The following is a 26150-nucleotide window of genomic DNA, read 5'->3' as shown; positions in this document are numbered from 1 at the left end:
GGTTTGCAGGAACGAGGTCTAGAACTTTTGCCAATGCCTCGAAGGGGATTCGCATGCTTCGTCTCAAACACTGTCTTCCTGTTATACTGCCCGTTGCTCTCATCGCTGCACTGGCTTTGCCGATGGGTGCCACGGCACAGGAAAAAGTCGTTCCGCAATCCAAACTCGATGTCCAGCTCTCGTATGCGCCGTTGGTCAAGCAGACCCGGGGTGCGGTGGTCAACGTCTATGCCGAGCGCATGGTCCAGCGCCGCGCCAGCCCGTTTGCCGGTGATCCCTTCTTCGAGCAGTTCTTCGGCCAGCGCATGCCGAACCGCACCGAAAAGCAGTCTTCGCTCGGGTCCGGCGTCATCGTCGAATCGAACGGCACCGTCATCACCAACAACCACGTCATCGAAGGTGCCGACGACATCAAGGTGGCGCTCGCCGACGGTCGCGAGTTCCCGGTCAAGGTGGTGCTGAAGGATGATCGCCTCGATCTCGCCGTGCTGCGCTTCGAGACCAAGGAGACATTGCCCTTCCTGCCGATCGCCGATTCCGACAAGACCGAGGTCGGCGATCTGGTTCTCGCCATCGGCAACCCCTTTGGTGTCGGTCAGACGGTGACCAGTGGCATAGTGTCGGCTTTGGCCCGCAATCAGGTGACCGAGGGCGATTTCGGCTTCTTCATCCAGACCGATGCCGCGATCAATCCGGGCAATTCCGGCGGCGCGCTGGTCGATATGAAGGGCGAGCTGATCGGCATCAACACGGCAATCTTCTCCAAGGGCGGAGGCTCCAACGGCGTCGGCTTTGCCATTCCGGCCAACCTCGTCCGGGTTTTCCTCGACGCGGCCGACAAGGGCGATGCCAATTTCGAGCGGCCTTATATCGGCGCCATCTTCGAACCGGTGACCTCGGAAGTCGCCGAGGCGCTTGGGCTTCAAACCGTGCGCGGCGCGCTGGTGGTTCGGGTTGTCGAAGACGGCCCGGCCGCCAAGGCGGGCCTGAAGCCGGGCGAAGTCATTACCGCCGTCAACGACATTCCCGTCGAACATCCCGATGCGCTGGGCTATCGCCTGACCACGGCCGGTCTCGGCAAGACGGTCAAGCTCTCCGTCAGCGACAACGGCAAGGCGGAAGAAATCAACCTGCAGCTGGCATCAGCGCCGGAAACCCGGCCGCGCGACATCAAGCTGATCGAGGGCCGCAGCCCGTTTGCCGGCATCCGCGCCGCCAATCTGTCGCCGCGTCTCGCCTACGAGTTGCGCATGGCCTCCGAAGTGACCGGCGTCGTCGTCACCGAAGTGCTGAAGGGCTCGCCCGCTGCCCGGCTCGGCTTTGCCCCGCGCGATATCGTCGTTGCGATCAATGGCGCCAACGTCAATTCGGTGGACGAACTGGTCGCGGCCTCCGGCAGCGATGCCAGCTTCTGGCGGGTCGAGATCGAGCGCGACGGCCAGCGCATCCGGCAGATCTTCCGATGAGCGACCTCTTCGCCTCGCATGTTCCGAAGGACATCGCCGAGCGCCGCCCGCTCGCAGATCGCCTGCGGCCGAAAAACCTGTCGGAAGTGACGGGCCAGGAGCATCTGACCGGCGAAGACGGCGTGCTGGCGCGGATGATCTCGGCCGGTTCGCTGGGCTCGATGATCTTCTGGGGTCCGCCCGGCACCGGCAAGACCACGGTCGCCCGGCTGCTGTCGGGCGAGGCGGGTCTGGCGTTTGAACAGATTTCGGCGATCTTTTCCGGCGTTGCCGATCTGAAGAAGGTCTTCGAAGGTGCGCGCATGCGCCGGATGGAGGGCCGCCAGACGCTGCTTTTCGTCGACGAGATCCACCGTTTCAACCGTGCCCAGCAGGACAGTTTCCTGCCGGTCATGGAAGACGGAACCGTGATCCTCGTTGGTGCGACGACGGAAAACCCGAGCTTCGAGCTGAACGCAGCGCTTCTGTCGCGAGCTCGCGTCCTGACCTTCAAGAGCCATGACGAGGACAGCATCGAGACGCTGCTGAAGCGCGCCGAAGACACCGAAGCCAAGCCGCTGCCGCTCGACGGCAATGCCCGCGCCGCGCTGATCCGCATGGCCGATGGCGATGGCCGCGCCTCGCTGACGCTGGCAGAAGAGGTCTGGCGGGCGGCAAGGGCAGGCGAGGTCTTCGACACAGAGGGTCTGGCCCGCATCGTCCAGCGCCGGGCGCCTGTCTATGACAAGGGTCAGGACGGCCACTACAACCTGATCTCGGCGCTGCACAAGTCGGTGCGCGGTTCCGATCCGGATGCGGCGCTCTACTATCTCTGCCGCATGTTCGATGCCGGCGAGGACCCGCTTTATCTCGGACGGCGGCTGGTGCGCATGGCGGTCGAGGATATCGGGCTTGCCGATCCGCAGGCGCTGGTGATCTGCAATGCCGCCAAGGATGCCTACGACTATCTCGGTTCGCCGGAAGGGGAACTCGCGCTCGCCCAGGCCTGCGTCTATCTCGCCACCGCGCCGAAATCGAACGGCGTCTATGTCGCCTACAAGGCGGCGATGCGGGCCGCCAAGGAGCATGGCTCGCTGCTGCCACCCAAGCATATCCTCAATGCGCCGACCAAGCTGATGAAGGCGGAGGGCTATAACGAAGGCTATCGCTACGACCACGACGAGCCGGACGCCTTTTCCGGGCAGAACTATTTTCCCGAGAAGATGGGTCGCCAGCAGTATTACGATCCGCCGGAGCGCGGCTTCGAGCGCGACATCAAGAAGCGCCTCGACTGGTGGTCGAAGCTGCGCCGCGAGCGTGGTGAGCCGTAGGTCTGAAGCGCGGCATTGTCGGAGACGCGGCGCTCAGGAAGCCTTCTGCTTCGGCGCGGATACCGGAGCCGCCAGCATCTTGACCTTGGATTCGGCAAGCCCGTGATGGCCTTCCATGTCGACGATCAGGTGCCAGTGGGCGCTTTCCGGGATGACCAGCTTGAGCGGAGATTTCTTCGCCACGCCGCCGATATATTTGAAATCCAGCGTCTCCTTGAAGCGCTGGAAATTCGCCGGCGTCATCAGGCGCACATTGTTGACGGCCGACAGCGTCACCTCGATGATGGTTCCGGCGCGCTGTTCCTTCAGGTCGTAATGGGTAAAGCGGAAACTCGGCTTGGACACGCTGCTGCTCGTCTCGCTGGTGTTTTGACTGTGGCTAAATTACAGGCGACCGGTTAAGGAAAAGTTTGCCATGCGGTGCATGGTTTTGCGGGGGTGGGTAGGGGCAACGCGGCTTCGGTGACCCTTGCGCCGAGGTCTCGGCGATCTCCCCCCGTGTGGGGGAGATGTCGGCGGAGCCGACAGAGGGGGGCGAACTGGCACTGACGTGTACGTTTCCAAGCTCGATCCAACATCCTCATCATTTCAAACCCTCAAAAATCCCATGCCAAAACACCGGTTGGATTGTCCTCCTCCGGGGATAGCGTGTCAGTCTCGGACAGGGCGCCAGAAGCAACCTGATTGAATAATTTATATGGCTCCTTCCGGCGCCCCGTTCGGCGATTTTTGCCGGTTGCATGCGTCTCTCTGGCAAGGCGGCTCTGGCCGGCGAAACCAAGCGTTTCACCGTCAACCGGGCTTGGGTCCGAAACGTCTCATCGAGACGTCCTGGCCGGGTGCCCGGGAGGTTTCAGGTTCTCGGCGGATGTGCGCACATCCCGACCTGACCCTCGCCCGGGGAGCCTTGGCATTGTCGCCGCAGCTCCCGCCGTCTTTGTCACCGCACCCGTTGACCGGATCCGGCGCCTTGTTTGTGTGCCGCTGAGGCACGTCCGATGGCCGTTGGGATCGAGGTTGGCTCAAACCATCCGAGGTCTTTGCCATCCACCATCCCTCCACCAGAGGGAGACCGTTGCATCCGGCCCGGAGGGTCTGGCCTGCGACAGCCGCGCCCTCCGGCGCCGGTTCCGCTTCGCCGGGCTCGCAACACCCGGTGTATCCGAAAGCGGAACGGGAGGAGTATGGCACGGGCGAAAACGAGGGGGATGAAATGCAGGTGTTTTTGTTGAAAAGGTTGATAGATTTGGAAAAGTCATCCCCGCGGGAGTGGGTTTTGGGGGTGGTGAGGTGAGGGGCAGGGCAACCGTAGTGTCGTGCAAGCGGGATGATGGACGCCAGCCCAAGCCAAGCCTATGCTGGTTGCGCGGCCGTTCGCCGGGTTGCGGCGCGACAGCGCTGGCCGTTCGGCGGAACAGATCGTCGCGCCAGGCATTGATCATGCATCCACAGCCAACACTCACCCTCACAGAAGGAGAAGACCCCATGGCCATTCAGAAATATGGTTCGGCCCACTGGACAGGTGGCCTGAAGGACGGTCTCGGCAAGGTTTCGACCGAAAGCGGCGCGCTGAAGGACCAGCCCTACGGCTTCCGGACCCGTTTCGAGGGCGTGGCGGGCAGCAATCCGGAAGAGCTGATCGGAGCTGCCCATGCTGCCTGCTTCACCATGGCGCTGTCGCTGCAGCTCGAACAGGAGGGGCTTAAGGCGGACAGCCTCGAGACCAAGGCGACCGTGTCGCTCGACAAGGTCGGCGACGGCTTCGAGATCACCGGCATCGCGCTTGCCTTGAATGGTAAGGTGCCGGGCACCGATCAGGCGACATTCACCGCGATCGCCGAAAAGGCCAAGGTCGGCTGCCCGGTGTCGAAGGCGCTGAAGGCGGTGCCGATCACGCTGAACGTGACATTCGGCTGAGCACTGTCGGGCCGGCGCTTGCCGGCACGTTGCATTGATGCGGCGTCCGGCTGTTTTGCCCGGACGCCGTTTTTCGTCAGAACGTCACCTTGACGGACGCGGTGAGAGCCCGTGGGGCTTTCTCTCCCCGCGCGGGAAAGAAAGCGAAATCAAGGAATTGGCCCGATCAGGGCCAAACCTTAAGATTTCGCAAGAGAGGGGCCTTGGTGAGGTGGTGCCAGCGGAACCGTGCCCCTCTCCAGGAAAATCTGAAGTTTAGGCGGCTTGCGCTCGCCTAAACCTTCGATTTTCCGTCCTCCCGCGCTTGGGGGGAGGACGGGCTGCGGAGGCGCCACGATCTTCTTCCCCCAGAGCCGTAGCCGTTCCTTGCAGATCGTTTTTGGCGATGACTCATCCAATGGGCGTGGGCGGAGCCTCGGGGGTACTATCTCCCCCCTTGCGGGGGAGAAAGCGAAATCGAGGAATTGGCCCGATCAGGGCCAAACCTCAGATTCCGCAAGAGAGGGGCTTGGTGAGGGTTGTGCCAACCGAACTATGCCCCTCACCAGGAAAATCTGAAGTTTAGGCGGCTTGCGCGCGCCCAAGCCTTCGATTTTCCGTCCTCCCCCGCAAGGGGGAGGTGGGCGCGTCATTTCGGCGTGCAGGTCATTCCATTGCGTTGAGCATTGGCGATGCAGTCGCCTTTATTGACGTAACTTTCTGTCGATGAACCGACTATTCGACCGTTGGAGGCCGTTCGACGCCATCGCCAACCGCCGCTCTGATGGATCTCCCAGGTGTCGCCATTCTTGTCCTTGCAGCTTTCCATAGTGTCCTCCTTCGAAAGCAGCTTTGATGCCTATCCGAAGCCTCTTTTCTTTGCCACGAACCGGGTGCAATCTCAGGTGGTTTCGCGGGGGCTCGGATGACGCATCGGGATGTGCCGCACCATCATCGCCGCTTTGCTCGCACCATGCGGGCGGATGCGACGCGCGCGGAGAACCGCCTTTGGCAGGTATTGCGTGCAAAACAACTGGGCGGCTTCAAGTTCAGGCGTCAGGTGCCGGTCGACGGATATATCCTCGATTTCGTCTGCTTCGAGGTGAGGTTGATCGTCGAGGTGGACGGGTACCAGCATGCAGAGAGCGAGCACGACGCACGGCGGGATGCATGGTTTATCGCTGAGGGGTTCCGGGTGCTGAGGGTGTGGAACGGGGACGTCGAGGACAACCTCGACGGTGTCTGCGCCTTGATCCTGAGCGAATTGCGGAATTCCGGCGAGTGAGGCGCGTTATCTCCCCCATGCGGGGGAGAAAGCGAAATCGAGGAATTGGCCCGGTCAGGGCCAAACCTTAAGATTTCGCAAGAGAGGGGCAAGGTCAGGGTTGTGCCAGCGGAACCGTGCCCCTCTCCAGGAAAATCTGAAGTTTAGGCGGCTTGCGCGCGCCCAAGCCTTCGATTTTCCGTCCTCCCCCGCAAGGGGGGAGGTGGGTGCTGCGTCGCCTCGATCTTCATCCCTCCAGAGCCGTACCTTGCAGATCGCTGGCAATGACTTCTAGCGCAATACGGTAGGGCCTATCTCTCCCCCTTGGGGGGGAGAAAGCGAAATCGAGGAATTGGCCCGGTCAGGGCCAAACCTTAAGATTTCGCAAGAGAGGGGCTTGGTGAGGGTTGTGCCAACCGAACTATGCCCTCTCCAGGAAAATCTGAAGTTTAGGCCGCTTGCGCTGGCCCAAGCCTTCGATTTTCCATCCTCCCCCGCATGGGGGGAGGTAGGGCTGCGGCGTCGCCTCGATCTTCATCCCTCCAGAGCCGTACCTTGCAGATCGCTGGCAATGACTTCTAGCGCAATACGGTAGGGCCTATCTCCCCCCTTGCGGGGGAGAAAGCGAAATCGAGGAATTGGCCCGATCAGGGCCAAACCTCAGATTTCGCAAGAGAGGGGCTTGGTGAGGGTTGTGCCAACCGAACTATGCCCCTCTCCAGGAAAATCTAAAGTTTAGGCCGCTTGCGCTGGCCTAAGCCTTCGATTTTCCGTCCTCCCCCGCATGGGGGGAGATAGGGTGCCGCAAAACACTTCGGCCCGAGGTTTCCCCCGGGCCGATGTCCTCATTCAAATCTCAGCTGATCAGCTGCACCCACTCGTGCTTCCGCAAGTGTCGCACTTCTCGCACGTCCCGTTGCGCACCATTGTAAAGTTCTGGCACTCCGAGCACATGTTGCCCGTGTACCCCTGCGCGATCGAGCGCATGCGGCGGGCGGCTTCGAGTTTCTTGGCGTCGGCCTTGGCGGCTTCGGCTTCGTCGGCAGCAGCATCCGAGAACAGGCCTTCTTCGGCGATCTCTTCGGCCAGTTCGACGGCGCGCTCTTCATAATCCCGCTTGAACGAGACCACTTCAGAGGTTGCGATCGCGGTCGTCACTTCCAGCTTGCGGGCGGCGCTGCCCGAAGAGGAGAAGGCGGTGACGGACGAGACCGAGGCCTTGGCGGGCATGGCGGTGGCCGCGCCCTTCGGTTCGGCCGACATCGGCTGGTTGGAGACGAGCGTCGGCTTGTAACCGCGGGTCAGGCCCTTGGAAACGACATCGGCCTTGCCTTCCTTGACCCCGCGGCCAAGCGCCGTGGTCGAGAAGTCGGACGTGTCGACATGGGCCAGATCGCTGCGGCCGATATAGGAGATCGCCAGTTCGCGGAAGACGTAGTCGAGGATCGAGGTGGCATTCTTGATCGCGTCGTTGCCGGTGACCATGCCGGCCGGCTCGAACTTGGTGAAGGTGAACGCATCGACATATTCCTCGAGCGGCACGCCATACTGCAGGCCGAGCGAAACGGAGATGGCGAAGTTGTTGATGAAGGCGCGGAGCGCCGAGCCTTCCTTGTTCATGTCAAGGAAGATTTCGCCAAGACGGCCGTCGTCATATTCGCCGGTGCGCAGGAAGATGGTGTGACCACCGATCTTCGCCTTCTGGGTATAACCCTTGCGGCGGGCCGGCAGCTTTTCCTGTTCGCGCACGACACGTTCGACGATGCGCTCGACGATGCGTTCCGTGATGGTCACGGCCTGGGCCGCCATCGGCTGCTGGAACAGTTCCTCGACGCCGTCTTCGTCGTCCTCGTCCTCGATCAGCGAGGCGTTGAGCGGCTGGGAGAGCTTCGAGCCATCGCGGTAGAGCGCGTTGGCCTTCAGCGCCAGCTTCCACGACAGCATGTAGGCGGCGCCGCAATCTTCGACGGTCGCTTCATTCGGCATGTTGATCGTCTTGGAGATCGCCCCCGAGATGAACGGCTGTGCGGCCGCCATCATGCGGATGTGGCTTTCGACCGACAGATAACGCTTGCCGATCTTGCCGCACGGATTGGCGCAATCGAAGACCGGCAGGTGTTCGGCCTTCAGGAAAGGCGCGCCTTCGAGCGTCATCGCACCGCAGACATGGATATTGGCGGCCTCGATGTCCTTCTTGGCAAAGCCCATGTGGTCGAGCAGGTTGAAGCTGATGTCGGCGAGCTGGTCGTCGGAAACTTTCAGGGTTTCTTTCAGGAAGTCGGCGCCGAGCGTCCACTGGTTGAAGACGAACTTGATGTCGAAGGCGGCCTTCAGCGCGCCGTTGACGGCTTCGATCTTCTCGTCGGTAAAGCCCTTGGCACGGAGCGTCGACGGGTTGATGCCCGGCGCCTGGTTCAGGTTGCCATGGCCGACGGCATAGGCGTCGATCTCGGCGATCTGGCTTTCAGAATAGCCGAGCGTGCGCAGCGCTTCCGGAACGGCGGCGTTGATGATCTTGAAGTAGCCGCCACCGGCGAGCTTCTTGAACTTGACCAGCGCGAAGTCGGGCTCGATGCCGGTCGTGTCGCAGTCCATGACCAGGCCGATCGTGCCGGTCGGGGCAATCACCGAGACCTGGGCATTGCGGTAGCCGTGCTTCTCGCCGAGTTCCAGTGCCTTGTCCCAGGCAGCCGTGGCATGGGCGATCAGGGCCGGATCGGTGCATTCGGCATGGATGAGGGCTACCGGATCGACCGACAGGCCTTCATAGCCGGCCGTCTCGCCGTAGGCCGCGCGGCGGTGGTTGCGGATGACGCGCAGCATGTTCTCGCGGTTCGGCTTGTAGCCCGGGAAGGGACCAAGCTCCGAGGCGATCTCGGCAGAGGTCGCATAGGAAACGCCGGTCATGATCGCGGTCAAGGCACCGCAGATGGCGCGGCCTTCGTCGCTGTCGTAGGGAATGCCGGACGACATCAGGAAGCCGCCGATATTGGCGTAGCCGAGGCCAAGCGTGCGGTATTCGTAGGAGCGTTCGGCAATCTGGCGCGACGGGAACTGTGCCATCATGACGGAGACTTCAAGCACGACGGTCCACAGACGAACCGCGTGTTCGTAATCGCCGATGTCGATGTTCTTGGTCTTGGCGTCCTTGAACTGCAACAGGTTCAGCGAAGCGAGGTTGCAGGCCGTGTCGTCGAGGAACATGTATTCCGAGCACGGGTTCGACGCGCGGATCGGGCCGGCAGCCGGGCAGGTGTGCCAGTCGTTCATCGTCGTGTTGAAATGCAGGCCCGGATCGGCCGATGCCCAGGCGGCGTAGGAGATCTTTTCCCACAGGTCGCGTGCCTTCAGCGTCTTCATCACCTTGCCGTCCTTGCGGGCGGTCAGGTTCCAGTCGCCGTCGGTCTCGACCGAGCGCAAGAAGTCGTCCTTCAGCGAAACCGAGTTGTTCGAGTTCTGGCCCGAAACCGTCAGATAGGCTTCCGAATCCCAGTCGGTGTCATAGGTCTTGAACTCGAGATCCTTGTAGCCCTGCTGGGCGAACTGGATGACGCGCTTGACGTAGTTTTCCGGAACCTGGTCCTTCTTCGCGGCGCGGATTTCGCGCTTCAGGGCCGGGTTCTTGCTCGGGTCGAAGCAATCGCCATTGTCGGCCTCGCAATTGACGCAAGCCTTCATGATCGCCTTGAGGTGACGGGCAACGATCTTCGAGCCGGTGACGAGGGCGGCAACCTTCTGCTCTTCCTTCACCTTCCAGTCGATATAGGCTTCGATATCCGGATGGTCGATGTCGACGACGACCATCTTGGCCGCACGACGGGTGGTGCCGCCCGACTTGATCGCACCGGCTGCCCGGTCGCCGATCTTGAGGAAGGACATCAGGCCGGAGGAACGACCGCCGCCGGACAGCTTTTCGCCTTCGCCGCGCAGATAGGAGAAGTTGGAGCCGGTGCCGGAGCCATACTTGAACAGGCGGGCTTCGCGGACCCACAGGTCCATGATGCCGCCTTCGTTGACCAGATCGTCTTCGACGGACTGGATGAAGCAGGCATGCGGCTGCGGATGTTCATAGGACGACTTCGACTTGACGAGCTTGCCGGTGAAGGGGTCGACATAGAAATGGCCCTGGCCGGGGCCGTCGATGCCATAGGCCCAGTGCAGGCCGGTGTTGAACCACTGCGGGCTGTTCGGCGCGACGCGCTGGGTGGCGAGCATATAGGCAAGCTCGTCCTTGAAGGTCAGGGCATCGTCTTCCGAGGTGAAATACTTGCCCTTCCAGCCCCAATAGGCCCATGTGCCGGCCAGGCGATCGAAGACCTGGCGTGCATCGGTTTCCGAACCATAGCGCTCGTTCTCGGGCAGGGTGGCAAGAGCCTTCTCGTCGGCAACCGAGCGCCAGAGGAACGAGGGAACATCGTTCTCCTCGACCTTCTTCAGGAACTTCGGCACGCCGGCCTTGCGGAAATACTTCTGCGCCAGGATGTCGGCTGCCACCTGGCTGAACTGGTTCGGAACGTCGATGTCGGCAAGACGAAATACGATTGAGCCGTCGGGATTCTTGATTTCGCTGATAGCCTTGCGAAACTCGATCTCCGCATAAGGAGATTGGCCCGGTTTGGTAAAGCGGCGTTCAATGCGCATTTGCCTGTGTCCCTCGATCTAGTGCGCCATTTGGCGCGAAAAAGCCCTCCCGGCTTCGCGTCCAAAGCGCGCAGCCGGTTGTTTGTTCATCTCGTCAGGTGAGTCATCCGGAGATGATCAGTCCTGTATCTTGTGGTGCTATTGGCTGCAAGCCTACTATATATAGTATTAACAAATTCTTGCGCCAGGCCCCCGCCTGCGTTTTGGCGGGCAAAATCGCACAATTTTCCTCTCGGGGAGGGCGTCGTTAAAACGCTATTCCACCGTGCCGAAAACGCGTGACAATGTGTGATGAAACCCGGCCTCGTTCATGCCCGGTTCGTCGCCGCCGCAACAGGGGTCATTAACATCGAGAGCACTGATTCCGTCAAGGGGTGGGTTGTGAACGAAATATTAACGCTAGATATTGTGGGTGGGGGTGTGGATAACGGGGGAAATATCGAAGTCACGGGAATATCAAGGCTTTCCGGGGCGCCAGAATCGACGCGATCCCATGGCCTGCCGTGTCAAGCCGATCAGTCTATATTTTTTAAGTGTCATTTTGGCACTGTGGACGGCGGGGCGGACGGCCCGGATTTTGTGATCCGGCATCGATCGAGATCACGCGCTGGATGGTGCGCCGCAACAAGATTCCCACAGTTTTCTGCCAGTCAACGAAATTGAAAGGTCTGAATCATACAAATTGCCGCATGTGAGTGTGGAATGACGTCCATGCGTTGGCCGGTGTATGGCCGCTCTCCAGGATGGAGGGTTTGGAACGGAGTCGTCTCACTATGAATATTAGTAATCTCTCTATTCTGAAAAAAGTGACGCTGGTCGTCGTCCTGATGGGCGTCGCGGCAGCCGCGATTGCTGCGGTCGGTGCGCAGGGTCTAGGCTCGCTCGGCGCGTCGCTGAAGGACACCGGCGCCCGCGAGGAAGTGGCCCGTGAAGCCATGGACCTGCGCGTCGATATCATCGCCATCAGCCGGATGACCTACCAGTTGGCGCTCGCGCCGGAAAAGGCCGCCGATTTCAAGGCTGAAACCGAAAAGCGTTCCGGCGAAATGCTTGCCCGTCTGCCGAAGATTGCCTCCACTGCCGATGCCAACGAGACGAAGCTGTTGGACGGTATCCGCACCACGCTCGACAGCTACTTCAACCAGATCCGTTCGATGGTTGCCGTTGCCGGTTCCGACGCCGGCAAGGATCCGGCCGTGATGAAGACCGAGCTCGGCAAGGCACTGGACGCCCAGAAGATCGTCACAGCCGCGGTCAAGGAATACTCGACCTATTCGGCCACCACACTTGCAACATCGCGCGCCGACGCGCTGGCCGCCTCGACCCAGACCATGCTGGTGCTGATGGCGACCGCTGCCGTCTGTATCGTCGCTGGCGTCGCCGTCTCATTCCTGCTGGCCCGTCGCGGCATCGTCAACCCGATCCGCAGCCTGACCGGCATCATGTCGGACATGGCCGGCGGCAAGCTCGGCGAGACCATTCCCGGTACCGACCGCAAGGACGAAATCGGCGAAATGGCCCGCGCGCTGGAAGTCTTCCGCGCCAACGAGCAGCAGATGCGCGCCATGGAAGCCCAGGAAGCCGCCCTTCATGCCCAGAGCAAGGACCTGCAGTCCTCGATCAGCGGCATTGTCGCTGCCGCAGCCGCCGGTGACTTCTCCAAGCGCATCGCCAAGTCCTATGACGATGCCGACCTGAAGCGTTTCGCCGACAGCGTCAACGAACTGGTAGAAAGCGTCGATCTTGGCGTCACCGAAGTCCGCCGTGTCATTGCAGCGCTGGCCGATGCCGACCTGACCCACGACATGCAGGGCAACTTCCAGGGCGCCTTTGCCGAGTTGCAGACCAACGTCAACCAGACGATGGCAACGCTGCGCGGCACCATGCAGAACATCCGCCAGGCCGCCGGCACGATCACCGACAATTCCGGTGAGCTGTCTTCGTCCGCCAACCAGCTCGCACGCCGCACCGAGCAGCAGGCAGCCTCGCTGGAAGAAACAGCCGCAGCCCTCGAGGAAATCACCACCACGGTCAAGACTTCGACCGAGCGTGCGCATGAAGCGACCCAGATGGTGCGCGAAACCAAGGACAGCGCCGGCAAGTCGGGCGATATCGTCCGCAACGCCATCGACGCCATGGGCCGCATCGAGCAGTCTTCGCAGAAGATCAGCCAGATCATCTCGGTAATCGACGAGATCGCCTTCCAGACCAACCTGCTGGCGCTCAACGCCGGCGTCGAGGCAGCCCGTGCCGGTGAAGCCGGCCGTGGTTTCGCCGTCGTCGCCCAGGAAGTCCGCGAACTGGCCCAGCGCTCGGCAAACGCTGCCAAGGAGATCAAGACCCTGATCAACACCTCGGCTGTGGAAGTGAAGGGCGGCGTGTCGCTCGTCCTGTCCACCGGCGAGGCGCTGAAGGAGATCGAAGGACTGGTCAACCGCGTCAACGACCACGTCACCTCGATTGCCCGCGCAGCCCAGGAACAGTCGCTGGCCCTCGGCGAGATCAACACCTCGGTCAACCACATGGACCAGATGACCCAGCAGAACGCAGCCATGGTCGAAGAAACCACGGCCGCCAGCCAGGTTCTCGCGGGCGAAGCCCGCCAGCTGCAGGCGCAGCTGCAACGCTTCCAGCTGGAAGCGGGCGCATCGGGTGGCGCCCAGTATCGCAGCGCTGCCTGATACGGCAAGGCATAGCCGACATATTGAAGGCGTCGCAGCAATGCGGCGCCTTTTTCCGTTGCGGGCGATGGCCGGACAAAGGCATGCTGCATCTACCCAGCCCAGCCTCAGGGACTTGAGCGCAGGGCAGGCGGAAGGATTTCAGCGGGAGATATGGGATATCATGCATCTGTTACTGCTCGGCGCGACCGGGCTCGTCGGCAGTCATGTGCTGGAACTGGCGCTGGCCGATCCACGGATCACCGCCGTGACGGCACCAACGCGCCGGGCCTTGGCCGAGCATCCGCGGCTGACCGCACCCAAAATCGATTTCGACAACCTGCCTCAGGATGCGGAAATCTGGAAGGCCGATGCGGTCATCTGCGCCTTGGGCACGACCCTGAAGGTGGCGGGCTCACGCGAGCGATTTCACCGCATCGACCACGACTACACGGTCGAGATCGCCAGGCTGGCCAAGGCAGGCGGCGGGCGGACCTTTGTCCTCAATTCGGCGAAAGGCGCCGACGTGAAGTCCCTGTTCTTTTACAGCCGCGTCAAGGGCGAGACGGAAAAGGATGTCGTGGCGCTGGGTTTCGAGCGCACGGTGCTGGTCCGTCCCGGCCTGATCGATGGCCCCCGGACCGAACCGCGTCCGGCCGAACAGATGTTCGGCACGCTGCTGCGGCGGCTGAAACCGGTCCTGCCCCGGTCGCTGCAGGCAAACCGGCCGGAGACGATCGCGCGGGTCATGCTGGAGCAGGCGTTCTCTGCGGTGCCGGGCGTGACCGTCGTTACGTCTGACGCGCTGGTGTGACGGGTTATCGACCGGGAGCGGCGCGGAGACATGACACGCCTGTCAGGTCGCTCCGCCGACATCATAGGGCGTGGCAATTGCAACCCTTGACGGGGCAATCCTGAAATCGGCGGGCAGCATGCGGTGATAGGCCAGCACCATCTGGCAGGCGCTGCGGGCATCCTGGCGCAGATCGTGATGGATGACGAAGGTCAGGTCACCGGTCGCGAGCAGTTGGCGGTTGTCGTTGTCGAGATCATGGCCGGCAAAGATATCGCAAGCACGCCTCTGCTCGGCAAAGACCTGGCGGATGGCCCGGTTGCCGCCGCCGATCGAATAAACTGCCCGTATGTCAGGATGGTTTTCCAGCGCATCCCGTACGATCGTCCGTGTCGTGCGATCGACGCCGAAACCTTCCGAGATCGTCACCGCCGACAGCCAGGGAAACCGCGCCTGCAGCGCGAGCCGAAAACCGCGTTCGCGCTCCTCCTCGCCGGCAAAACGCGCGCTCGACAGGGCGACCAGCACCTTGCCGGGCTGCGGGCCTGCCATGCGCCCGAGCAGATAGGCGGCGGTTGCGCCGGCAACATGGTTGTCCATGCCGACATAGCCGGTGCGCACAACGGCCGGCAGGTCGGTGACCAGCGTCACCACGGGTATCCCGGCCTCGAGCAGTGATCCTGCCATGTCCGACATCGCCGGCGTTGCCGGCACTTTCAGCACCACGCCATGGCTGCCGCGTCGGCGGATGGATTTGAGGATGGCGATCAGATCGCGCTCGCTCATCGTTTCGGCGACATGGAAGCGGGCTGAAAACGCGGCCGGCCGCATGCCGGGAAGCTCCGCTTCGAAGGCGGCGCGCACGGCATTGGAAAAGCGCTGCGGTGTTTCCATGACGATATCGAGGACGAAGCGTCGGCCCGCCAGTCCCGATTGCGCATATTGCCGGTCGAGTTCGGCAATCGCCGCGTCGATCCTCAGCCGGGTGGTCTGGCGCACGCCGGGACGCTGATGCACGGCCCGATCGACAGTCGCGAGACTGAGCCCGGCCTGGAAGGCAATGTCCTTCAACGGATAGGGCGGCTTCATTCTTCCTACTGAGGTGTTTTTGAGGTGATTTCCGGCTATTCATGCGCGCGCCCTTGCCTAGGATCAAGTCCGGAAACACCAAAGGGAGGAAATACCATGGATGCTCAAACCCTTTCGAGCCGGCGCCGCGACAAGGTCTGGCTGAACGCTGACAGCGGCCGGCTGGATCACTTCAGGGCCGGCGTGGAAAAGACCACCGATCCGGCCGACTGGCCTTTTGCCGTCGGTGTCGAGAAAAATGTCCTGATCTATGACGGGATCAAGCTCCGCCAGATCAGCCTCGACCCGCATCTGCGCCGTGAACTGATGGCCGAATGGGTGGAGGCATTTGCCACAGGACCGGGCGTGATCGTCATCAAGGGAGCGATGCCGGATCTTTCCGTCGTCGACCGGGCCACCGAAGTCTTCGACGCGATCGTTCGCGACGAACGGGAAAAGGGCAAGGTTGCGGCCGACCATTTCGCCAAGGCCGGCGCCAATGACCGCATCTGGAATTCGCTGCAGAAGCATTGCCTGGCGGATCCGCAGAATTTTGCGAGCTATTATGCCTCGCAAGCTATCGCCATGGTGTCGCAGGCCTGGCTGGGCACCGGTTATCAGATGACGGCGCAGATGAACCGGGTCAATCCGGGCGGAGCGGCGCAGAAAGCGCACCGCGACTACCACCTCGGCTTCATGTCGCCGGCGCAGATGCAGGCCTATCCCGGCCATATCCATGCGATCTCGCCGGTTCTCACGCTGCAGGGCGCCGTTGCCCATTGCGACATGCCGATCGAAAGCGGCCCGACACTGTTCCTGCCGTATTCGCAGACCTTCTTCGAGGGCTACCTCGCCTTCGGCCGGCCGGAATTCCAGCATTATTTCGCCGAGCATCATGTGCAGTTGCCGCTCGCCAAGGGCGACGCCGTCTTCTTCAATCCGGCCCTGATGCATGGCGCCGGCAACAATGTCTCGACCGACATCTATCGCATGGCAAACCTCCTGCAGGTCTCGTCCGCCTTCGGCCGGGCCATGGAGGCTATCGACCGCGACCGAATGTCGACGGCCGTCTATCCGGCCCTGCTGGAGGCGAAGGAGTCCGGCACGATGACGGCGCAGGATGTTGCCAATGCGATCGCCGCCACCGCCGAGGGTTATGCCTTCCCGACCAATCTCGACAGCGATCCGCCGGTCGGAGGGCTTGCGCCGAAGACGCAGGCTGCCATCATGGCGGAGGCCCTGGAGGCCGGGATGGACGCTGCAAGCTTCGCCGACGTGATCAAGCGTCACGCCGCCAAGCGCAGGGCATGAGGAGTATCATGGGTAGAATGGATGGAAAATATGCGGTCGTCACCGGCGGCACCCAGGGACTGGGCGCGGAAGTCGCCCGGCTGTTTGCCGAACGCGGTGCGAAAGGCCTGACGATCTGCGGCCGCAATGCCGACAAGGGCAGGGCCAAGGCTGCCGAAATCACCGAACGCTACGAGGTGCCGGTTGTCTTCGTCGAAGCCGATCTCGGCAAGGTCGAGGATTGCCGCAAGGTGATCGCGGCGGCGCAGGCGCGTTTCGGGACGATTGATGCACTGGTCAATGTCGCGGCGATCACCGATCGCGGCACGATCCTCGACACCGACCAGGATCTGTTCGACCGCATGTTCGCGATCAACACGCGGGCGCCGTTCTTCCTGATGCAGGATACGATCAAGGTCATGCGCGAGCATGGCACCGAGGGCACGATCGTCAACATCTCGTCGATGTCGGCGATGGGCGGTCAGCCCTTTATTGCCGCCTATTGCGCCTCCAAGGGCGCGCTCGACACGCTGACCCGCAACACCGCCTTTGCGCTGTTGAAGAACCGCATCCGGGTCAACGGGCTCAATATCGGCTGGATGTCGAGCGACGGCGAGGACCGGATCCAGCGCGAGTTCCATGGTGCAGCCGAGGATTGGCTGGACAAGGCCGCCGCCGCGCAGCCCTTTGGACGCCTGGTCGATCCGGCCGAGGTGGCACGGGCCGTCGCCTATCTGTCATCGGCCGAATCCGGCCTGATGACCGGATCGACGATCAATTTCGACCAGTCGATCTGGGGCGCCTACGAGGACAGCCCGCATCCGAGGCATGCGCTTTAGCAAGGAACCCCCACAATAGACAAAGCCCGCGGCGACGCGGGCTTTTTCATCACAGGAAGCCGAGAGCTTTCAGCCCTTCGAACCCTTGGCAATCGGCTCCTGATAGGTGAAGCCCATGTCCCAGGGGAAATAGATCCAGGTATCCTGGCTGACTTCGGTAACGAAGGTGTCGATCGTCGGCACGCCCTTCGGCTTGGCGTAGACGCAGGCGAAATGTGCCTTCGGCATCATCTGGCGCACTTCCAGCGCCGTCTTGCCGGTATCGGTCAGGTCGTCGACGACGAGCACGCCGGAACCGCCATCGGTCATCAGATCGGCCGTGATGCCTTTCAGCAGGTTCATTTCGCCCTGGTTGACATAGTCATGATAGGAGGCGATGCAGACCGTCTCGATCAGGCGGATATTCAGTTCGCGCGAGATGATCGCCGCCGGCACCAGGCCGCCGCGGGTGATGCAGACGATGGCACGGAACTCCTGGCCGAGACCGGCAAGACGCCAGGCAAGCGCACGCGCGTCGCGGTGGAACTGGTCCCAGGATACGGGAAAGGCTTTATCGGGAAGAGACATGTCGCAAGGCTCCGCAGGCAAGGTTTTCGGGCGCCGACACAAGCGGCGTTCAAAACCGGAGCCGGGGCGGCGTCGCATGTCGGGACAATGCCCGAAATGCGTTTCGCGCGGTTTCGGTATCCGAAAAGGAGAGCGGATCCGTTGCGGACGCCGCAGACACGTTTCGGGATCCCGCTATACCGCGCGAATGCCGCCCTGATCGGGCACTGGTCTTTGGCCGCTGCTATTAGCCGGAATCCCTGCCGCATGGCAAGGCCCGGCCAATATGCCGCCGGCCTGGATGCCTAGCGCGACAGCAGCGTCAGCGCCGTCATCGAATCGAGCACCGTGCGGGTGACGCCGCCAAACAGCACTTCCCACCAGCGCTTGTTGCCGTAGGCGCCCATGACCAAGAGGTCGATGGAACTGTCCGACAGCCGGTTTTCGATTGCCATGGCCGGCGACAGCCCGCTTTGCTCGGACGTGGCCACTGTGACCTTGACGCCGTGGCGGGCAAGGGTGGAGGCGATCTCGGCACCGGCGACAGCGGCCGTCTGGATGCTGTTTTCCGGCGGATCGACGCTGAACACCTCGACCTCGTCGGCTGCCTTCAGGAAGGGCAGGGCATCGAAGGTGGCGCGCGCCGCTTCCCGCGAGCCGTTCCAGGCGACCATCACCCGCTTGATCGGCTTGGGGGTCTTGAGGATATGCGGCACCAGCAGTACCGGGCGACCGCTTTCGAACAGGAAGCTTTCGAGCTCGGCCCGTGTTTCCGACAGCAGGCCGTGTTCGCCCTGCGGCGCGATGACCAGATCGGTCGAGCGGGCGCTGTCGATCAGGGCTGCGGAGTTGAGGCCGGCCGAGGTGACGAAGCTGCGCCATTCATGCGACAGGCCTTCGCGTGCGGCAATTGCGCGGAACAGCGCCTCGACGCTCTCGGTTTCCTGATGCGCCATGTCCTGCAGCGCCTGGATGGTGGCCGGATCCGGGATTTCCATCGGCGCCACCAGCGGCACCATGGCAATCGCCTCGGCATGCGCGCCGATCACATGCGACTGAAACTGGTTGGCAAACGCCACCGCAAAATCGGTGACCTGCTTCGTCGTGTTCGGCGTGTCCAATATGGCAAGAAGTGTACGATAACCCATGGTCGTCTCCTCACGCGGTCCTTATGCAATGTCCGCATGAGAAAACTATGACCGTCAAGACGAAGTTCCGCTTTGACATCGGTCAAATGGCGAAACGGAACAAGATTTTTGTCCAGGCGTCGCTCAGGGATCGACGTGCCGTCAGGCGACCTCGCCAGTGCCGAGATCGCGCTTCGCCAGGGCGTCCTTTTCTGCGGCAATTTGCACGACCATGGCGGCGACATCAGCAGCGGCCGCATCCAGCGCCGTCTCGTCGCGGGCGCGCACCAGAAGCTCGGTCGAAAAACGCTTGCCGTCGAATTGCGGATAGGAGCCAATCGAGGTCAGCGGATGCGCCTTCTGGATCTGCCCGAGCAGCGTGCCGATATCGCCTTCGCCGAACGGGCAGGCAATGGCGCGGGTCAGCACCTTGGTGCCGGTCGGCAGTGTTTCGATCACATGGGCGATCATCGCCTGGAAGACCTGCGGCACGCCGGCCATGACATGCACATTGCCGATGATGAAGCCGGGGGCGGTCGAGACCGGATTGGGGATATGGCTGGCACCCTGCGGCATGCGGGCCATGCGCTGGCGTGCCTCGGTGAAATCCATGTTGCGCGCCGCATACATGTTGCCGAGCAGCATCATCGCATCCGGATCATGCACGCAAGGCACGCCGAAGGCCGTAGACACGCTGTCTGCGGTGATGTCGTCATGGGTCGGGCCGATGCCGCCGGAGGTGAAGACATAGTCATAGCGCTGGCGCAGCGCATTGACCGCCTCGACGATGGCATCCTCCTCGTCGGCGACGATCCGGACTTCCTTCAGGTCGATGCCGGCAACCGTCAGCAGATCGGCGAGATGGCCGATATTCTTGTCCTTGGTCCGGCCGGACAAAAGTTCGTCGCCGATGGCGAGCATGCCGGCGGTCTTGATCGTGGGGCTCATGGAGATCCTGTCAGTCTGGTGGGGCGAGACCCCGGGCCATAACCCGGGAGGCGACGCGCTGGTATCGGCAACAATCGGCAAATCTAGCGCTTTGTGAACGTTCTGAGAAGGGTAAGTGCAATTTGAGTGAACACTGCGTTCCTCTTGACGTGGCTGGTCTGCGCGACAGATTGCGTTAGATCTCAACCCATCGAATACGGGGCGGCGACACCGCCCAGCAAGACAACAGTCCAGCAACATCCAACAGGAGATACGTCATGGCTAAGGTTCTGGTTCTCTACTATTCGTCCTACGGTCACATTGAAACCATGGCGTATGCCGTTGCCGAAGGCGCCAAGTCGGCCGGCGCCGACGTCATCGTCAAGCGCGTTCCGGAACTGGTTCCGGAAGAGGTCGCCAAGTCCTCGCATTTCAAGATGGACCAGAAGGCCGAAATTGCAACGGTGGACGAACTGGCAGGCTATGACGCGATCATCGTCGGCGCCGGCACACGCTTCGGCACGGTCGCCTCGCAGATGCGCAATTTCTGGGACCAGACCGGTGGCCTGTGGTTCTCCGGCAAGCTGGTTGGCAAGCTCGGCTCGACCTTCACCTCGTCAGCCACCCAGCACGGCGGACAGGAAACCACCATCCTCGGCTTCATCCCGACCTTCCTGCATCACGGCATGGTCGTTGCCGGCCTGCCTTACGCCTTCCAGGGCCAGATGGGCGTTGAAGCGGTCAAGGGCGGCTCGCCTTACGGCGCCTCGACGATCACAGATGGCGATGGTTCGCGCCAGCCGTCCGAGATCGAGCTCGAAGCAGCCAAGTTCCAGGGCGCGCATGTCGCCAAGCTCGCCGCCAAGCTGGCCTGATTCTTGCCGGCCTGATAATTGTCAAATCGATGCATCGAGGGCGGGGTTTTCCCGCCCTCTTTTGTTGCAAGGTTTCCGATCGTTAAGATCCAACCAATTGGTTTCAACAGCGATTAAACCCGATCTGCGATAGATGGCGGGCACAACATCAATGCCAGGTGCCTTTGCCATGGAATCGGAACGAAGAGAGATACCGCGCACCCGCGCGCTGAAGGCTGGCCGCGCCATTCTGGCTGGCGGCTATTCGACCTTTGACTGCATGGTGCGCAACCTGTCGCAAGCCGGCGCCAAGGTGCAGTTCGAATCGACGGCAGATATTCCCGCCGATTTCCGCCTGCGCTTCGAAGACGGCACCACCCATGACTGCCACGTGCGCTGGCGAACGGCGCGCGAACTGGGCGTCGAGTTCACCGATCGCAAGATGAACTGACAAACACCGGGCCAGCGTACCGCGACGTGACCAACGACCCTTGACGACAATCGTCAAGTGGATGAAACAGGGCACAGTTGCGGGCGTGGCGAAACTGGTAGACGCAAGGGACTTAAAATCCCTCGGCCTCGGCTGTGCGGGTTCGACCCCCGCCGCCCGCACCAGGGGCCATCTGCCGCCTGACAAACTTCTGTTCCATCACCGCACTCCCCCATTGCCGGCCCTGATACTCGTCGGCCAATGCAAAGCCGTGTGCCTCGTAGAGTGCGCGGGCGGCATCGAGGCCGCGAAAGGTCCACAGATGCGTCTCGGCGAAATCACGGGCATCGACGAAGGCAAGGGCGGCTGAGAGCAGCCGGCGTCCAAGGCCGCTGCCGCGTTGGTCGTCATCGACGATGAACCAGCGCAGATGGGCGATGCGGCCGCCATTACCGATGCCGTTGTCGATGCCAGTGCCCGAGACAGCGTTGGAGCGGTGATCTGTGTCCAAATCTGTCTCGGCCGGCCTGTTCAGATCCTCGCCGTCGATGGCGATCGTGCCGACGATCGTTTCGTCGGCGATGGCGGTCCAGATTTCATTGTCCGGATGTTCGATGCGGGTGCAGAATTCCGACAGGCCGGTGGCGACGATGGCTTCGAATTCCCGGCCGAAACCGACGGTGCGGGCATAGTAGCGCGCATGCATGTCGCTGCAGCGACCGATCAGGCCCGGTCGGTAGCCGTTGGAGATCTCGGCCAGAGGTAAAAGGGATGAGGACGAGCGCGGATTTTCCGGCGCCGGCGACAGGGCTTCGGCATAGAGCTGCAGCCCTTGCGTCACGGTCACGCCCTGCGTCGGCGTCAGCCGGGCGAGGGCGGTTTCGACCTGCCGGCGGGCAAAGGCATCGATCTGCGCCAGTTTGGCCGCTCCGGACGGTGTCAGCGAAATCTGCTTGGCGCGCGCATCCTCGTCGTCCGGCCGCTCCTCCAGCAGCCCGGCCTCGACCAGCTTGCGCAACATCCGGCTGACGCTGGACTTTTCCAGTCCCAGTAGGCCGCGCAGGTCCTTCGCCGTGAGTTGCTGTGCTGCGCCGATCTCGATCAGAGCGTGAACGGCCGATGCCGGCAGGCCGCTTTCGGCCAGGTCGTCGCCGAGAAAGCCAAGCCGGCGTACCAGTGCACGCGCAGCGGAACGCACTGTTTCCACGGTCGAGGGTGTCGCGATTGTCATGCGTGGCGTCCACATTGGTTGATCGATGCAACTATATTGGCAAGATAGGGATCCAACTTCAAGCCCGTTCGATACCGGTGCGGCAGGATTTCGCTCGCGGCGACGCACGGGCGGGATCTTCCCGGCGCCCGCGAATTGATCAAAAAACAATCAGTCCAAAACTTGACGAAAGTTTGAGCAATCTTTGCTTGCGCTGCGGCGCAAACTTGTTTTTGATGGGTACAACACCAAGAACGGGGAGCATGATTTGATGATCAAGAGACGCACTTTCGCAGCGACGGTTCTGTCCGCTGCGCTGTCCACTGCCATGGGCCTTGTCGCCGGACTGGTCCTGCCGGTGACGGCAGCCCATGCCGAAACGGCGGTCAAGTTCACGCTCGACTGGAAGTTCGAAGGCCCGGCCGCCGGCTTCCTGCTGGCGCTCGACAAGGGATATTTCAAGGCCGAGGGCCTCGACGTGACCATCGACAGCGGCAATGGCTCGGTCGAGGCGATCCCGCGGGTGGCGACTGGCGCCTACCAGATGGGCTTCGGCGACATCAATTCGCTGATCAAGTTCCTCGACGAAGATCCGGCCCAGAAGATCAAGGCCGTGATGATGGTCTATGAGCGTCCGACCTTCGCGGTCGTCGGCCGCAAGGCGCTCGGCATCACCGAAGATCCGAAATCGCTGGAAGGCAAGAAGCTCGGCGCACCGCCGCCAGACGGCGCCTTCGCCCAGTGGAAGGCCTTCAAGGATGTCGCCAAGATCGACGACAGCCAGATCACCATCGAGAGCATCGGCTTTCCGGTGCGCGAACCGATGCTCGCCAAGGGCGACGTCGATGCCGTCTTCGGTTTTGCCTTCTCGGTGATCCTGAACCTCAAGGCACAAGGCGTGCCGGCCGACGATATCGCCACCATCCTGATGGCCGAACATGGCCTCAACCTTTATGGCAACAGCGTTCTGGTCAATACCGATTTCGCCGCCGAGAACCCGGATGCGGTCAAGGGCTTCCTGAAAGCCCTGGCCAAGGGCTTTGCCGATGCGGTCGCCAATCCGGAAGAAGGTGTGGCCGCCGTCCTGAAGCGCAACGAGACCCTCAATCCCGAGATCGAGAAGGAACGCCTGGAAATGGCCAATGCCATGAACATCAAGACGCCCTTTGTCATCGAGAACGGTTTCGGTGGCGTGGATCCGGCAAGGCTTGCCGCCTCGATCGAGACGCTGAAAATCTCGATGGGCCTGAAGGGCGCTGTCAAGGCCGAACAGGTCTTCGACGCTTCGTTCCTGCCGGCCAAGGAAGATCGGATGTTGCCGTAAGGCATTCCCCTCCCCAACCCCTCCCCACAAGGGGGAGGGGCTTCATCTGCCGACATGTCAGCATTTCAGTGGGTGCGTTAATCTGGCGAGGCCGTGCTGCGCGTAATCTCCCCCCTTGTGGGGGAGATGGCCGGCAGGCCAGAGGGGGTCTTGGGATCCTCTGCAATACGGACGGAGAGAATATTGTCCCACCTCGTTTCCATCGACAATGTCGACATGCGCTATGGCGGTGCCGATGGCACGCTGGCCGTCTCCGGCCTGACGATGCGTGTCGCCAAGGGCGAATTTGCCGCCGTGGTCGGGCCGTCCGGCTGCGGCAAGTCGACCCTGATGAAACTGGTGACCGGGCTGCATATCCCTCAAGCGGGCGTCGTCATCGTCGGCGGCCAGCAGGTGACGAAGCCGGTCTCGATCGTCGGCATGGCCTTCCAGAACCCGACCATGCTGCCCTGGCGCACGACGCTCGAAAACATCCTTCTGCCGCTGGAGATCGTCGAGCGTCATCGCCACCGGCTGCGAGCCAATAAAAAAGAATACATTGAGAAGGCGGAGAACCTGCTTGAGATCGTCGGGCTGAAGGGTGTCGGTTCGAAATTCCCCTGGCAGCTTTCGGGCGGCATGCAGCAGCGCGCCAATCTCTGCCGGGCGCTGATACACGAGCCGGAACTCTTGATGCTCGATGAGCCGTTCGGCGCGCTCGATGCCTTTACCCGCGAGGAACTCTGGTGCGTCATCCGCGACCTGCATGCGGCGCAAGGCGTGACCATCGTGCTCGTCACCCATGATCTGCGCGAAGCGGTGTTTCTCGCCGACCGGATCTTCGTGATGAGTGCCCGGCCCGGCCGGGTGGTCAAGGAACATACCGTGCCGTTTGCCCGGCCGCGCGACATCGACCTGATGTATGACGGCGCCTTCAACGACATGGTGCATCTGCTGCATGGGGAAATTGCCAAGGCGAGGGTGGTGGCATGAGTGTGACATCAGAGACCGTGCCGACCCGACCGGTGGTCAAGCCGCTGATGCAGCGGATCAACTGGGTGCGGGCAGCCCCCTTCCTCTATACGCTCGGCCTGTTTGCCATCTGGGAACTGTCGGTCATCGCCTTTGCCCTGCCGCAGACGTTGTTGCCGGCACCGACAAGAGTGTTCGAGGCGATCGTGCAATACTGGTCGCCGATCTGGAAGAACTCGCTGCAGACGCTCTACACCACGACGCTCGGCTTCCTGATTGCCGTCGTCGCGGGCCTTGGGCTCGGCCTGTTCATCGGCTGGTCGAAGTCGATCTATGCCGGGCTTTACCCCTTGATGATCGGCTTCAACGCCATCCCCAAGGTGGCGCTGGTGCCGATCCTTGTCATCTGGTTCGGCATCGGCACTGTGCCGGCGGTGCTGACCGCCTTCCTGATTTCCTTCTTCCCGATCGTCGTCAACGTCGCCACCGGCCTTGCCACGATCGAGCCGGAGACGGAAGACGTGCTTCGCGCGCTGGGCGCCAGGAAGATCGACATCATGCTGAAGGTCGGCATTCCGCGCTCGATGCCCTATTTCTTCGGCTCGCTGAAGATTGCCGTGACGCTTGCCTTTGTCGGCTCGGTGGTCTCGGAAACCGTCGCCTCGAATTACGGTCTCGGCAACATGATGAGTTCGGCCCAGAGCCAGTTCAACGTGCCGCTGGTGTTTGCCGGCCTGATGATGCTGGCGATCGAGGGCATCGCCATGTATGCGCTGATGGCCTGGATCGAGCGCCGCATGACCGGATGGGCGCATCGCTCGACCATGGCGAACTGAGCGGCTGGTGCGCGGGACCCGGGAAAGAGCCCGGTGGCGCGGAAGGTTTCCGCGCTACTTCTTGTCGCTGACGGTGAAGTGCTGCTCGAACGGCGTCGAACGCTCGGCGATGATGTCGTTGACGGTGTAGCGCAGGATATATGCGCCGGGAGCGGCACCCGCGACGTCGAGCGTCAGGTGGGTATAGATCTCCTGCGCCTCGACATGGCCGGTGAAGGTGAAGCTGCCGAAATCCTTTTTCAGCGCCAGCGTCTTGCCCTTGTCGTCGCTCAGTTCCAGGTCGACGCTGAAATTCGACTGTTTGCGGCCATCTTCGAGCGTGCGCCATCTGAGGCCAGCCACTTCGAGATAGGTGATCAGAGGTTCGCCGCTGTCGAAGATGGGTTCCTTCTTCGGCGTATAGGCGCCGTAGCCGGTCGGCTTTTCACTGACGAACAGCGCACGCGGTACGGTGAGCGGCAGGCTCGCCGAAAACTTTGCCACGCTTTGATGCAGGCCGATAAAGGCACCGCGCGCATCACCCGCAGCCGCCTTGCGCTCGGCCTCGCTCGCGCCGTCAAGCAGCGGACCGGCTTCGGCTGTGACTGCCAGCATCAGGGCGATGATCGGCGCGGCCGTCACTTGGGATAGACGGGCCAGTTTCAAGGCGGTCATGTGATTCTCCTGCATCCGGCGGATCGGCCGAGTTTGGAAAGATCCGGGCTCGGCAGTCAAGATT

Annotated in this window: 21 protein-coding genes, 1 tRNA gene and 1 pseudogene; 14 read left to right on the top strand and 9 right to left on the bottom strand. The window is 62.1% G+C overall.

Annotated features, from left to right (window positions below):
- The first annotated feature begins 53 nt into the window (after positions 1-53).
- Together GVK95_RS16220 and GVK95_RS16215 are read left to right on the top strand one after the other, a co-directional pair.
- The gene (locus tag GVK95_RS16220; protein WP_159951463.1) at positions 54-1466 is read left to right on the top strand and encodes a DegQ family serine endoprotease; all 1413 of its coding nucleotides are present in this window, start codon (positions 54-56) and stop codon (positions 1464-1466) included.
- Positions 1463-2776, top strand: coding sequence for a replication-associated recombination protein A (locus GVK95_RS16215; protein WP_159951461.1), 1314 nt, complete (start codon positions 1463-1465; stop codon positions 2774-2776). The genes GVK95_RS16220 and GVK95_RS16215 overlap by 4 nt, the downstream gene beginning before the upstream one ends.
- Before the next feature lie 33 nt (positions 2777-2809).
- Here the strand turns inward: GVK95_RS16215 and GVK95_RS16210 are convergent, their stop codons facing one another.
- The gene (locus GVK95_RS16210) at positions 2810-3121 is read right to left on the bottom strand and encodes a DUF1883 domain-containing protein (RefSeq protein ID WP_159951459.1); all 312 of its coding nucleotides are present in this window, start codon (positions 3119-3121) and stop codon (positions 2810-2812) included.
- Between the two features lie 1140 nt (positions 3122-4261).
- Here GVK95_RS16210 and GVK95_RS16205 point away from each other — a divergent pair.
- On the top strand, positions 4262-4693 hold the full coding sequence (locus GVK95_RS16205) for an OsmC family protein (protein WP_159951457.1): 432 nt from the start codon (positions 4262-4264) through the stop codon (positions 4691-4693).
- Positions 4694-5321: 628 nt separating this feature from the next.
- Here GVK95_RS16205 and GVK95_RS16200 read toward each other — a convergent pair.
- Positions 5322-5501 (bottom strand): YegP family protein, encoded by a 180-nt coding sequence (locus GVK95_RS16200; protein WP_159951455.1) that lies wholly within the window; start codon positions 5499-5501, stop codon positions 5322-5324.
- A 96-nt stretch (positions 5502-5597) separates the two neighbouring features.
- Here GVK95_RS16200 and GVK95_RS16195 point away from each other — a divergent pair, with 96 nt between their 5' ends.
- Positions 5598-5957, top strand: coding sequence for a DUF559 domain-containing protein (locus GVK95_RS16195; RefSeq protein WP_159951453.1), 360 nt, complete (start codon positions 5598-5600; stop codon positions 5955-5957).
- Between the two features lie 843 nt (positions 5958-6800).
- Here GVK95_RS16195 and GVK95_RS16190 read toward each other — a convergent pair.
- A complete protein-coding gene (locus GVK95_RS16190; RefSeq protein ID WP_159951451.1) occupies positions 6801-10577 on the bottom strand; it encodes a vitamin B12-dependent ribonucleotide reductase in 3777 nt (1258 codons plus the stop codon).
- A gap of 773 nt (positions 10578-11350) precedes the next feature.
- On the opposite strand from GVK95_RS16190, the gene GVK95_RS16185 reads away from it, so the two are divergent.
- A complete protein-coding gene (locus GVK95_RS16185; RefSeq protein WP_159951449.1) occupies positions 11351-13258 on the top strand; it encodes a methyl-accepting chemotaxis protein in 1908 nt (635 codons plus the stop codon).
- A 163-nt stretch (positions 13259-13421) separates the two neighbouring features.
- On the top strand, positions 13422-14051 hold the full coding sequence (locus tag GVK95_RS16180; protein WP_159951447.1) for an NAD(P)H-binding protein: 630 nt from the start codon (positions 13422-13424) through the stop codon (positions 14049-14051).
- 42 nt (positions 14052-14093) lie between these two features.
- Here the strand turns inward: GVK95_RS16180 and GVK95_RS16175 are convergent, their stop codons facing one another.
- Positions 14094-15119 carry a LacI family DNA-binding transcriptional regulator gene (locus GVK95_RS16175; RefSeq protein ID WP_159951445.1) on the bottom strand — a complete coding sequence of 342 codons (1026 nt, stop codon included), beginning with the start codon at positions 15117-15119 and terminating at the stop codon, positions 14094-14096.
- Positions 15120-15215: 96 nt separating this feature from the next.
- On the opposite strand from GVK95_RS16175, the gene GVK95_RS16170 reads away from it, so the two are divergent.
- Positions 15216-16409, top strand: coding sequence for a phytanoyl-CoA dioxygenase family protein (locus GVK95_RS16170; protein WP_159951443.1), 1194 nt, complete (start codon positions 15216-15218; stop codon positions 16407-16409).
- Positions 16406-17227 (top strand): SDR family oxidoreductase, encoded by an 822-nt coding sequence (locus GVK95_RS16165; RefSeq protein ID WP_159951441.1) that lies wholly within the window; start codon positions 16406-16408, stop codon positions 17225-17227. Before GVK95_RS16170 ends, GVK95_RS16165 begins: the two co-directional genes overlap by 4 nt.
- Positions 17228-17296: 69 nt before the next feature.
- On the opposite strand, the gene gpt is transcribed toward GVK95_RS16165, so the two are convergent.
- The 3 genes from gpt to GVK95_RS16150 all read right to left on the bottom strand — a co-directional run bounded on the left by gpt (position 17297) and on the right by GVK95_RS16150 (position 19848).
- Positions 17297-17794 (bottom strand): xanthine phosphoribosyltransferase, encoded by a 498-nt coding sequence (gpt, locus tag GVK95_RS16160; protein ID WP_159951439.1) that lies wholly within the window; start codon positions 17792-17794, stop codon positions 17297-17299.
- A 284-nt stretch (positions 17795-18078) separates the two neighbouring features.
- Entirely contained in the window at positions 18079-18921 is an 843-nt protein-coding gene (locus tag GVK95_RS16155) for a universal stress protein (protein WP_159951437.1), read from the bottom strand.
- A 141-nt stretch (positions 18922-19062) separates the two neighbouring features.
- Positions 19063-19848, bottom strand: a complete 786-nt coding sequence (locus GVK95_RS16150) for a competence/damage-inducible protein A (RefSeq protein ID WP_159951435.1) — start codon at positions 19846-19848, stop codon at positions 19063-19065.
- Between the two features lie 257 nt (positions 19849-20105).
- Here GVK95_RS16150 and wrbA point away from each other — a divergent pair, with 257 nt between their 5' ends.
- The 3 genes from wrbA to GVK95_RS16135 all read left to right on the top strand — a co-directional run bounded on the left by wrbA (position 20106) and on the right by GVK95_RS16135 (position 21296).
- Positions 20106-20702 (top strand): NAD(P)H:quinone oxidoreductase type IV, encoded by a 597-nt coding sequence (wrbA, locus tag GVK95_RS16145; RefSeq protein WP_159951433.1) that lies wholly within the window; start codon positions 20106-20108, stop codon positions 20700-20702.
- Between the two features lie 169 nt (positions 20703-20871).
- The gene (locus GVK95_RS16140; protein ID WP_159951431.1) at positions 20872-21132 is read left to right on the top strand and encodes a PilZ domain-containing protein; all 261 of its coding nucleotides are present in this window, start codon (positions 20872-20874) and stop codon (positions 21130-21132) included.
- 79 nt (positions 21133-21211) lie between these two features.
- Positions 21212-21296, top strand: a tRNA-Leu gene (locus GVK95_RS16135).
- A gap of 107 nt (positions 21297-21403) precedes the next feature.
- Here the strand turns inward: GVK95_RS16135 and GVK95_RS16130 are convergent.
- A pseudogene (locus GVK95_RS16130) lies at positions 21404-22342 on the bottom strand (bifunctional helix-turn-helix transcriptional regulator/GNAT family N-acetyltransferase); the annotation flags it as partial.
- Between the two features lie 250 nt (positions 22343-22592).
- Here GVK95_RS16130 and GVK95_RS16125 point away from each other — a divergent pair.
- From GVK95_RS16125 to GVK95_RS16115, 3 genes are all read left to right on the top strand, one after another.
- Positions 22593-23645, top strand: coding sequence for an ABC transporter substrate-binding protein (locus GVK95_RS16125; RefSeq protein ID WP_200844304.1), 1053 nt, complete (start codon positions 22593-22595; stop codon positions 23643-23645).
- A gap of 183 nt (positions 23646-23828) precedes the next feature.
- Positions 23829-24617 (top strand): ABC transporter ATP-binding protein, encoded by a 789-nt coding sequence (locus tag GVK95_RS16120; protein ID WP_200844303.1) that lies wholly within the window; start codon positions 23829-23831, stop codon positions 24615-24617.
- Positions 24614-25432, top strand: a complete 819-nt coding sequence (locus GVK95_RS16115) for an ABC transporter permease (RefSeq protein WP_159951427.1) — start codon at positions 24614-24616, stop codon at positions 25430-25432. Before GVK95_RS16120 ends, GVK95_RS16115 begins: the two co-directional genes overlap by 4 nt.
- Before the next feature lie 54 nt (positions 25433-25486).
- Here the strand turns inward: GVK95_RS16115 and GVK95_RS16110 are convergent, their stop codons facing one another.
- Entirely contained in the window at positions 25487-26086 is a 600-nt protein-coding gene (locus GVK95_RS16110) for a hypothetical protein (protein ID WP_159951425.1), read from the bottom strand.
- Between the last annotated feature and the right edge of the window lie 64 nt (positions 26087-26150).

The sequence above is a fragment of the Rhizobium sp. 18065 genome, from assembly GCF_902706095.1.
Classification (GTDB): domain Bacteria; phylum Pseudomonadota; class Alphaproteobacteria; order Rhizobiales; family Rhizobiaceae; genus Allorhizobium.
The sequence above is the reverse complement of the archived record's forward strand: the minus strand, read 5'-3'. Positions and strand labels throughout refer to the sequence as shown.

Bases quoted from the DNA above. Each gene is read 5' to 3' on its own strand.
- GVK95_RS16215 (WP_159951461.1), top strand. From the start codon at position 1,463: ATGAGCGACCTCTTCGCCTCGCATGTTCCGAAGGACATCGCCGAGCGC.
- GVK95_RS16165 (WP_159951441.1), top strand. From the start codon at position 16,406: ATGAGGAGTATCATGGGTAGAATGGATGGAAAATATGCGGTCGTCACC.
- gpt (WP_159951439.1), bottom strand. From the start codon at position 17,794: ATGTCTCTTCCCGATAAAGCCTTTCCCGTATCCTGGGACCAGTTCCAC.
- GVK95_RS16150 (WP_159951435.1), bottom strand. From the start codon at position 19,848: ATGAGCCCCACGATCAAGACCGCCGGCATGCTCGCCATCGGCGACGAA.
- GVK95_RS16180 (WP_159951447.1), top strand. From the start codon at position 13,422: ATGCATCTGTTACTGCTCGGCGCGACCGGGCTCGTCGGCAGTCATGTG.
- GVK95_RS16195 (WP_159951453.1), top strand. From the start codon at position 5,598: ATGACGCATCGGGATGTGCCGCACCATCATCGCCGCTTTGCTCGCACC.
- GVK95_RS16175 (WP_159951445.1), bottom strand. From the start codon at position 15,119: ATGAAGCCGCCCTATCCGTTGAAGGACATTGCCTTCCAGGCCGGGCTC.
- GVK95_RS16185 (WP_159951449.1), top strand. From the start codon at position 11,351: ATGAATATTAGTAATCTCTCTATTCTGAAAAAAGTGACGCTGGTCGTC.
- GVK95_RS16110 (WP_159951425.1), bottom strand. From the start codon at position 26,086: ATGACCGCCTTGAAACTGGCCCGTCTATCCCAAGTGACGGCCGCGCCG.
- GVK95_RS16205 (WP_159951457.1), top strand. From the start codon at position 4,262: ATGGCCATTCAGAAATATGGTTCGGCCCACTGGACAGGTGGCCTGAAG.
- GVK95_RS16190 (WP_159951451.1), bottom strand. From the start codon at position 10,577: ATGCGCATTGAACGCCGCTTTACCAAACCGGGCCAATCTCCTTATGCG.
- GVK95_RS16115 (WP_159951427.1), top strand. From the start codon at position 24,614: ATGAGTGTGACATCAGAGACCGTGCCGACCCGACCGGTGGTCAAGCCG.
- GVK95_RS16140 (WP_159951431.1), top strand. From the start codon at position 20,872: ATGGAATCGGAACGAAGAGAGATACCGCGCACCCGCGCGCTGAAGGCT.
- GVK95_RS16155 (WP_159951437.1), bottom strand. From the start codon at position 18,921: ATGGGTTATCGTACACTTCTTGCCATATTGGACACGCCGAACACGACG.
- wrbA (WP_159951433.1), top strand. From the start codon at position 20,106: ATGGCTAAGGTTCTGGTTCTCTACTATTCGTCCTACGGTCACATTGAA.
- GVK95_RS16170 (WP_159951443.1), top strand. From the start codon at position 15,216: ATGGATGCTCAAACCCTTTCGAGCCGGCGCCGCGACAAGGTCTGGCTG.
- GVK95_RS16200 (WP_159951455.1), bottom strand. From the start codon at position 5,501: ATGGAAAGCTGCAAGGACAAGAATGGCGACACCTGGGAGATCCATCAG.
- GVK95_RS16125 (WP_200844304.1), top strand. From the start codon at position 22,593: ATGATCAAGAGACGCACTTTCGCAGCGACGGTTCTGTCCGCTGCGCTG.
- GVK95_RS16220 (WP_159951463.1), top strand. From the start codon at position 54: ATGCTTCGTCTCAAACACTGTCTTCCTGTTATACTGCCCGTTGCTCTC.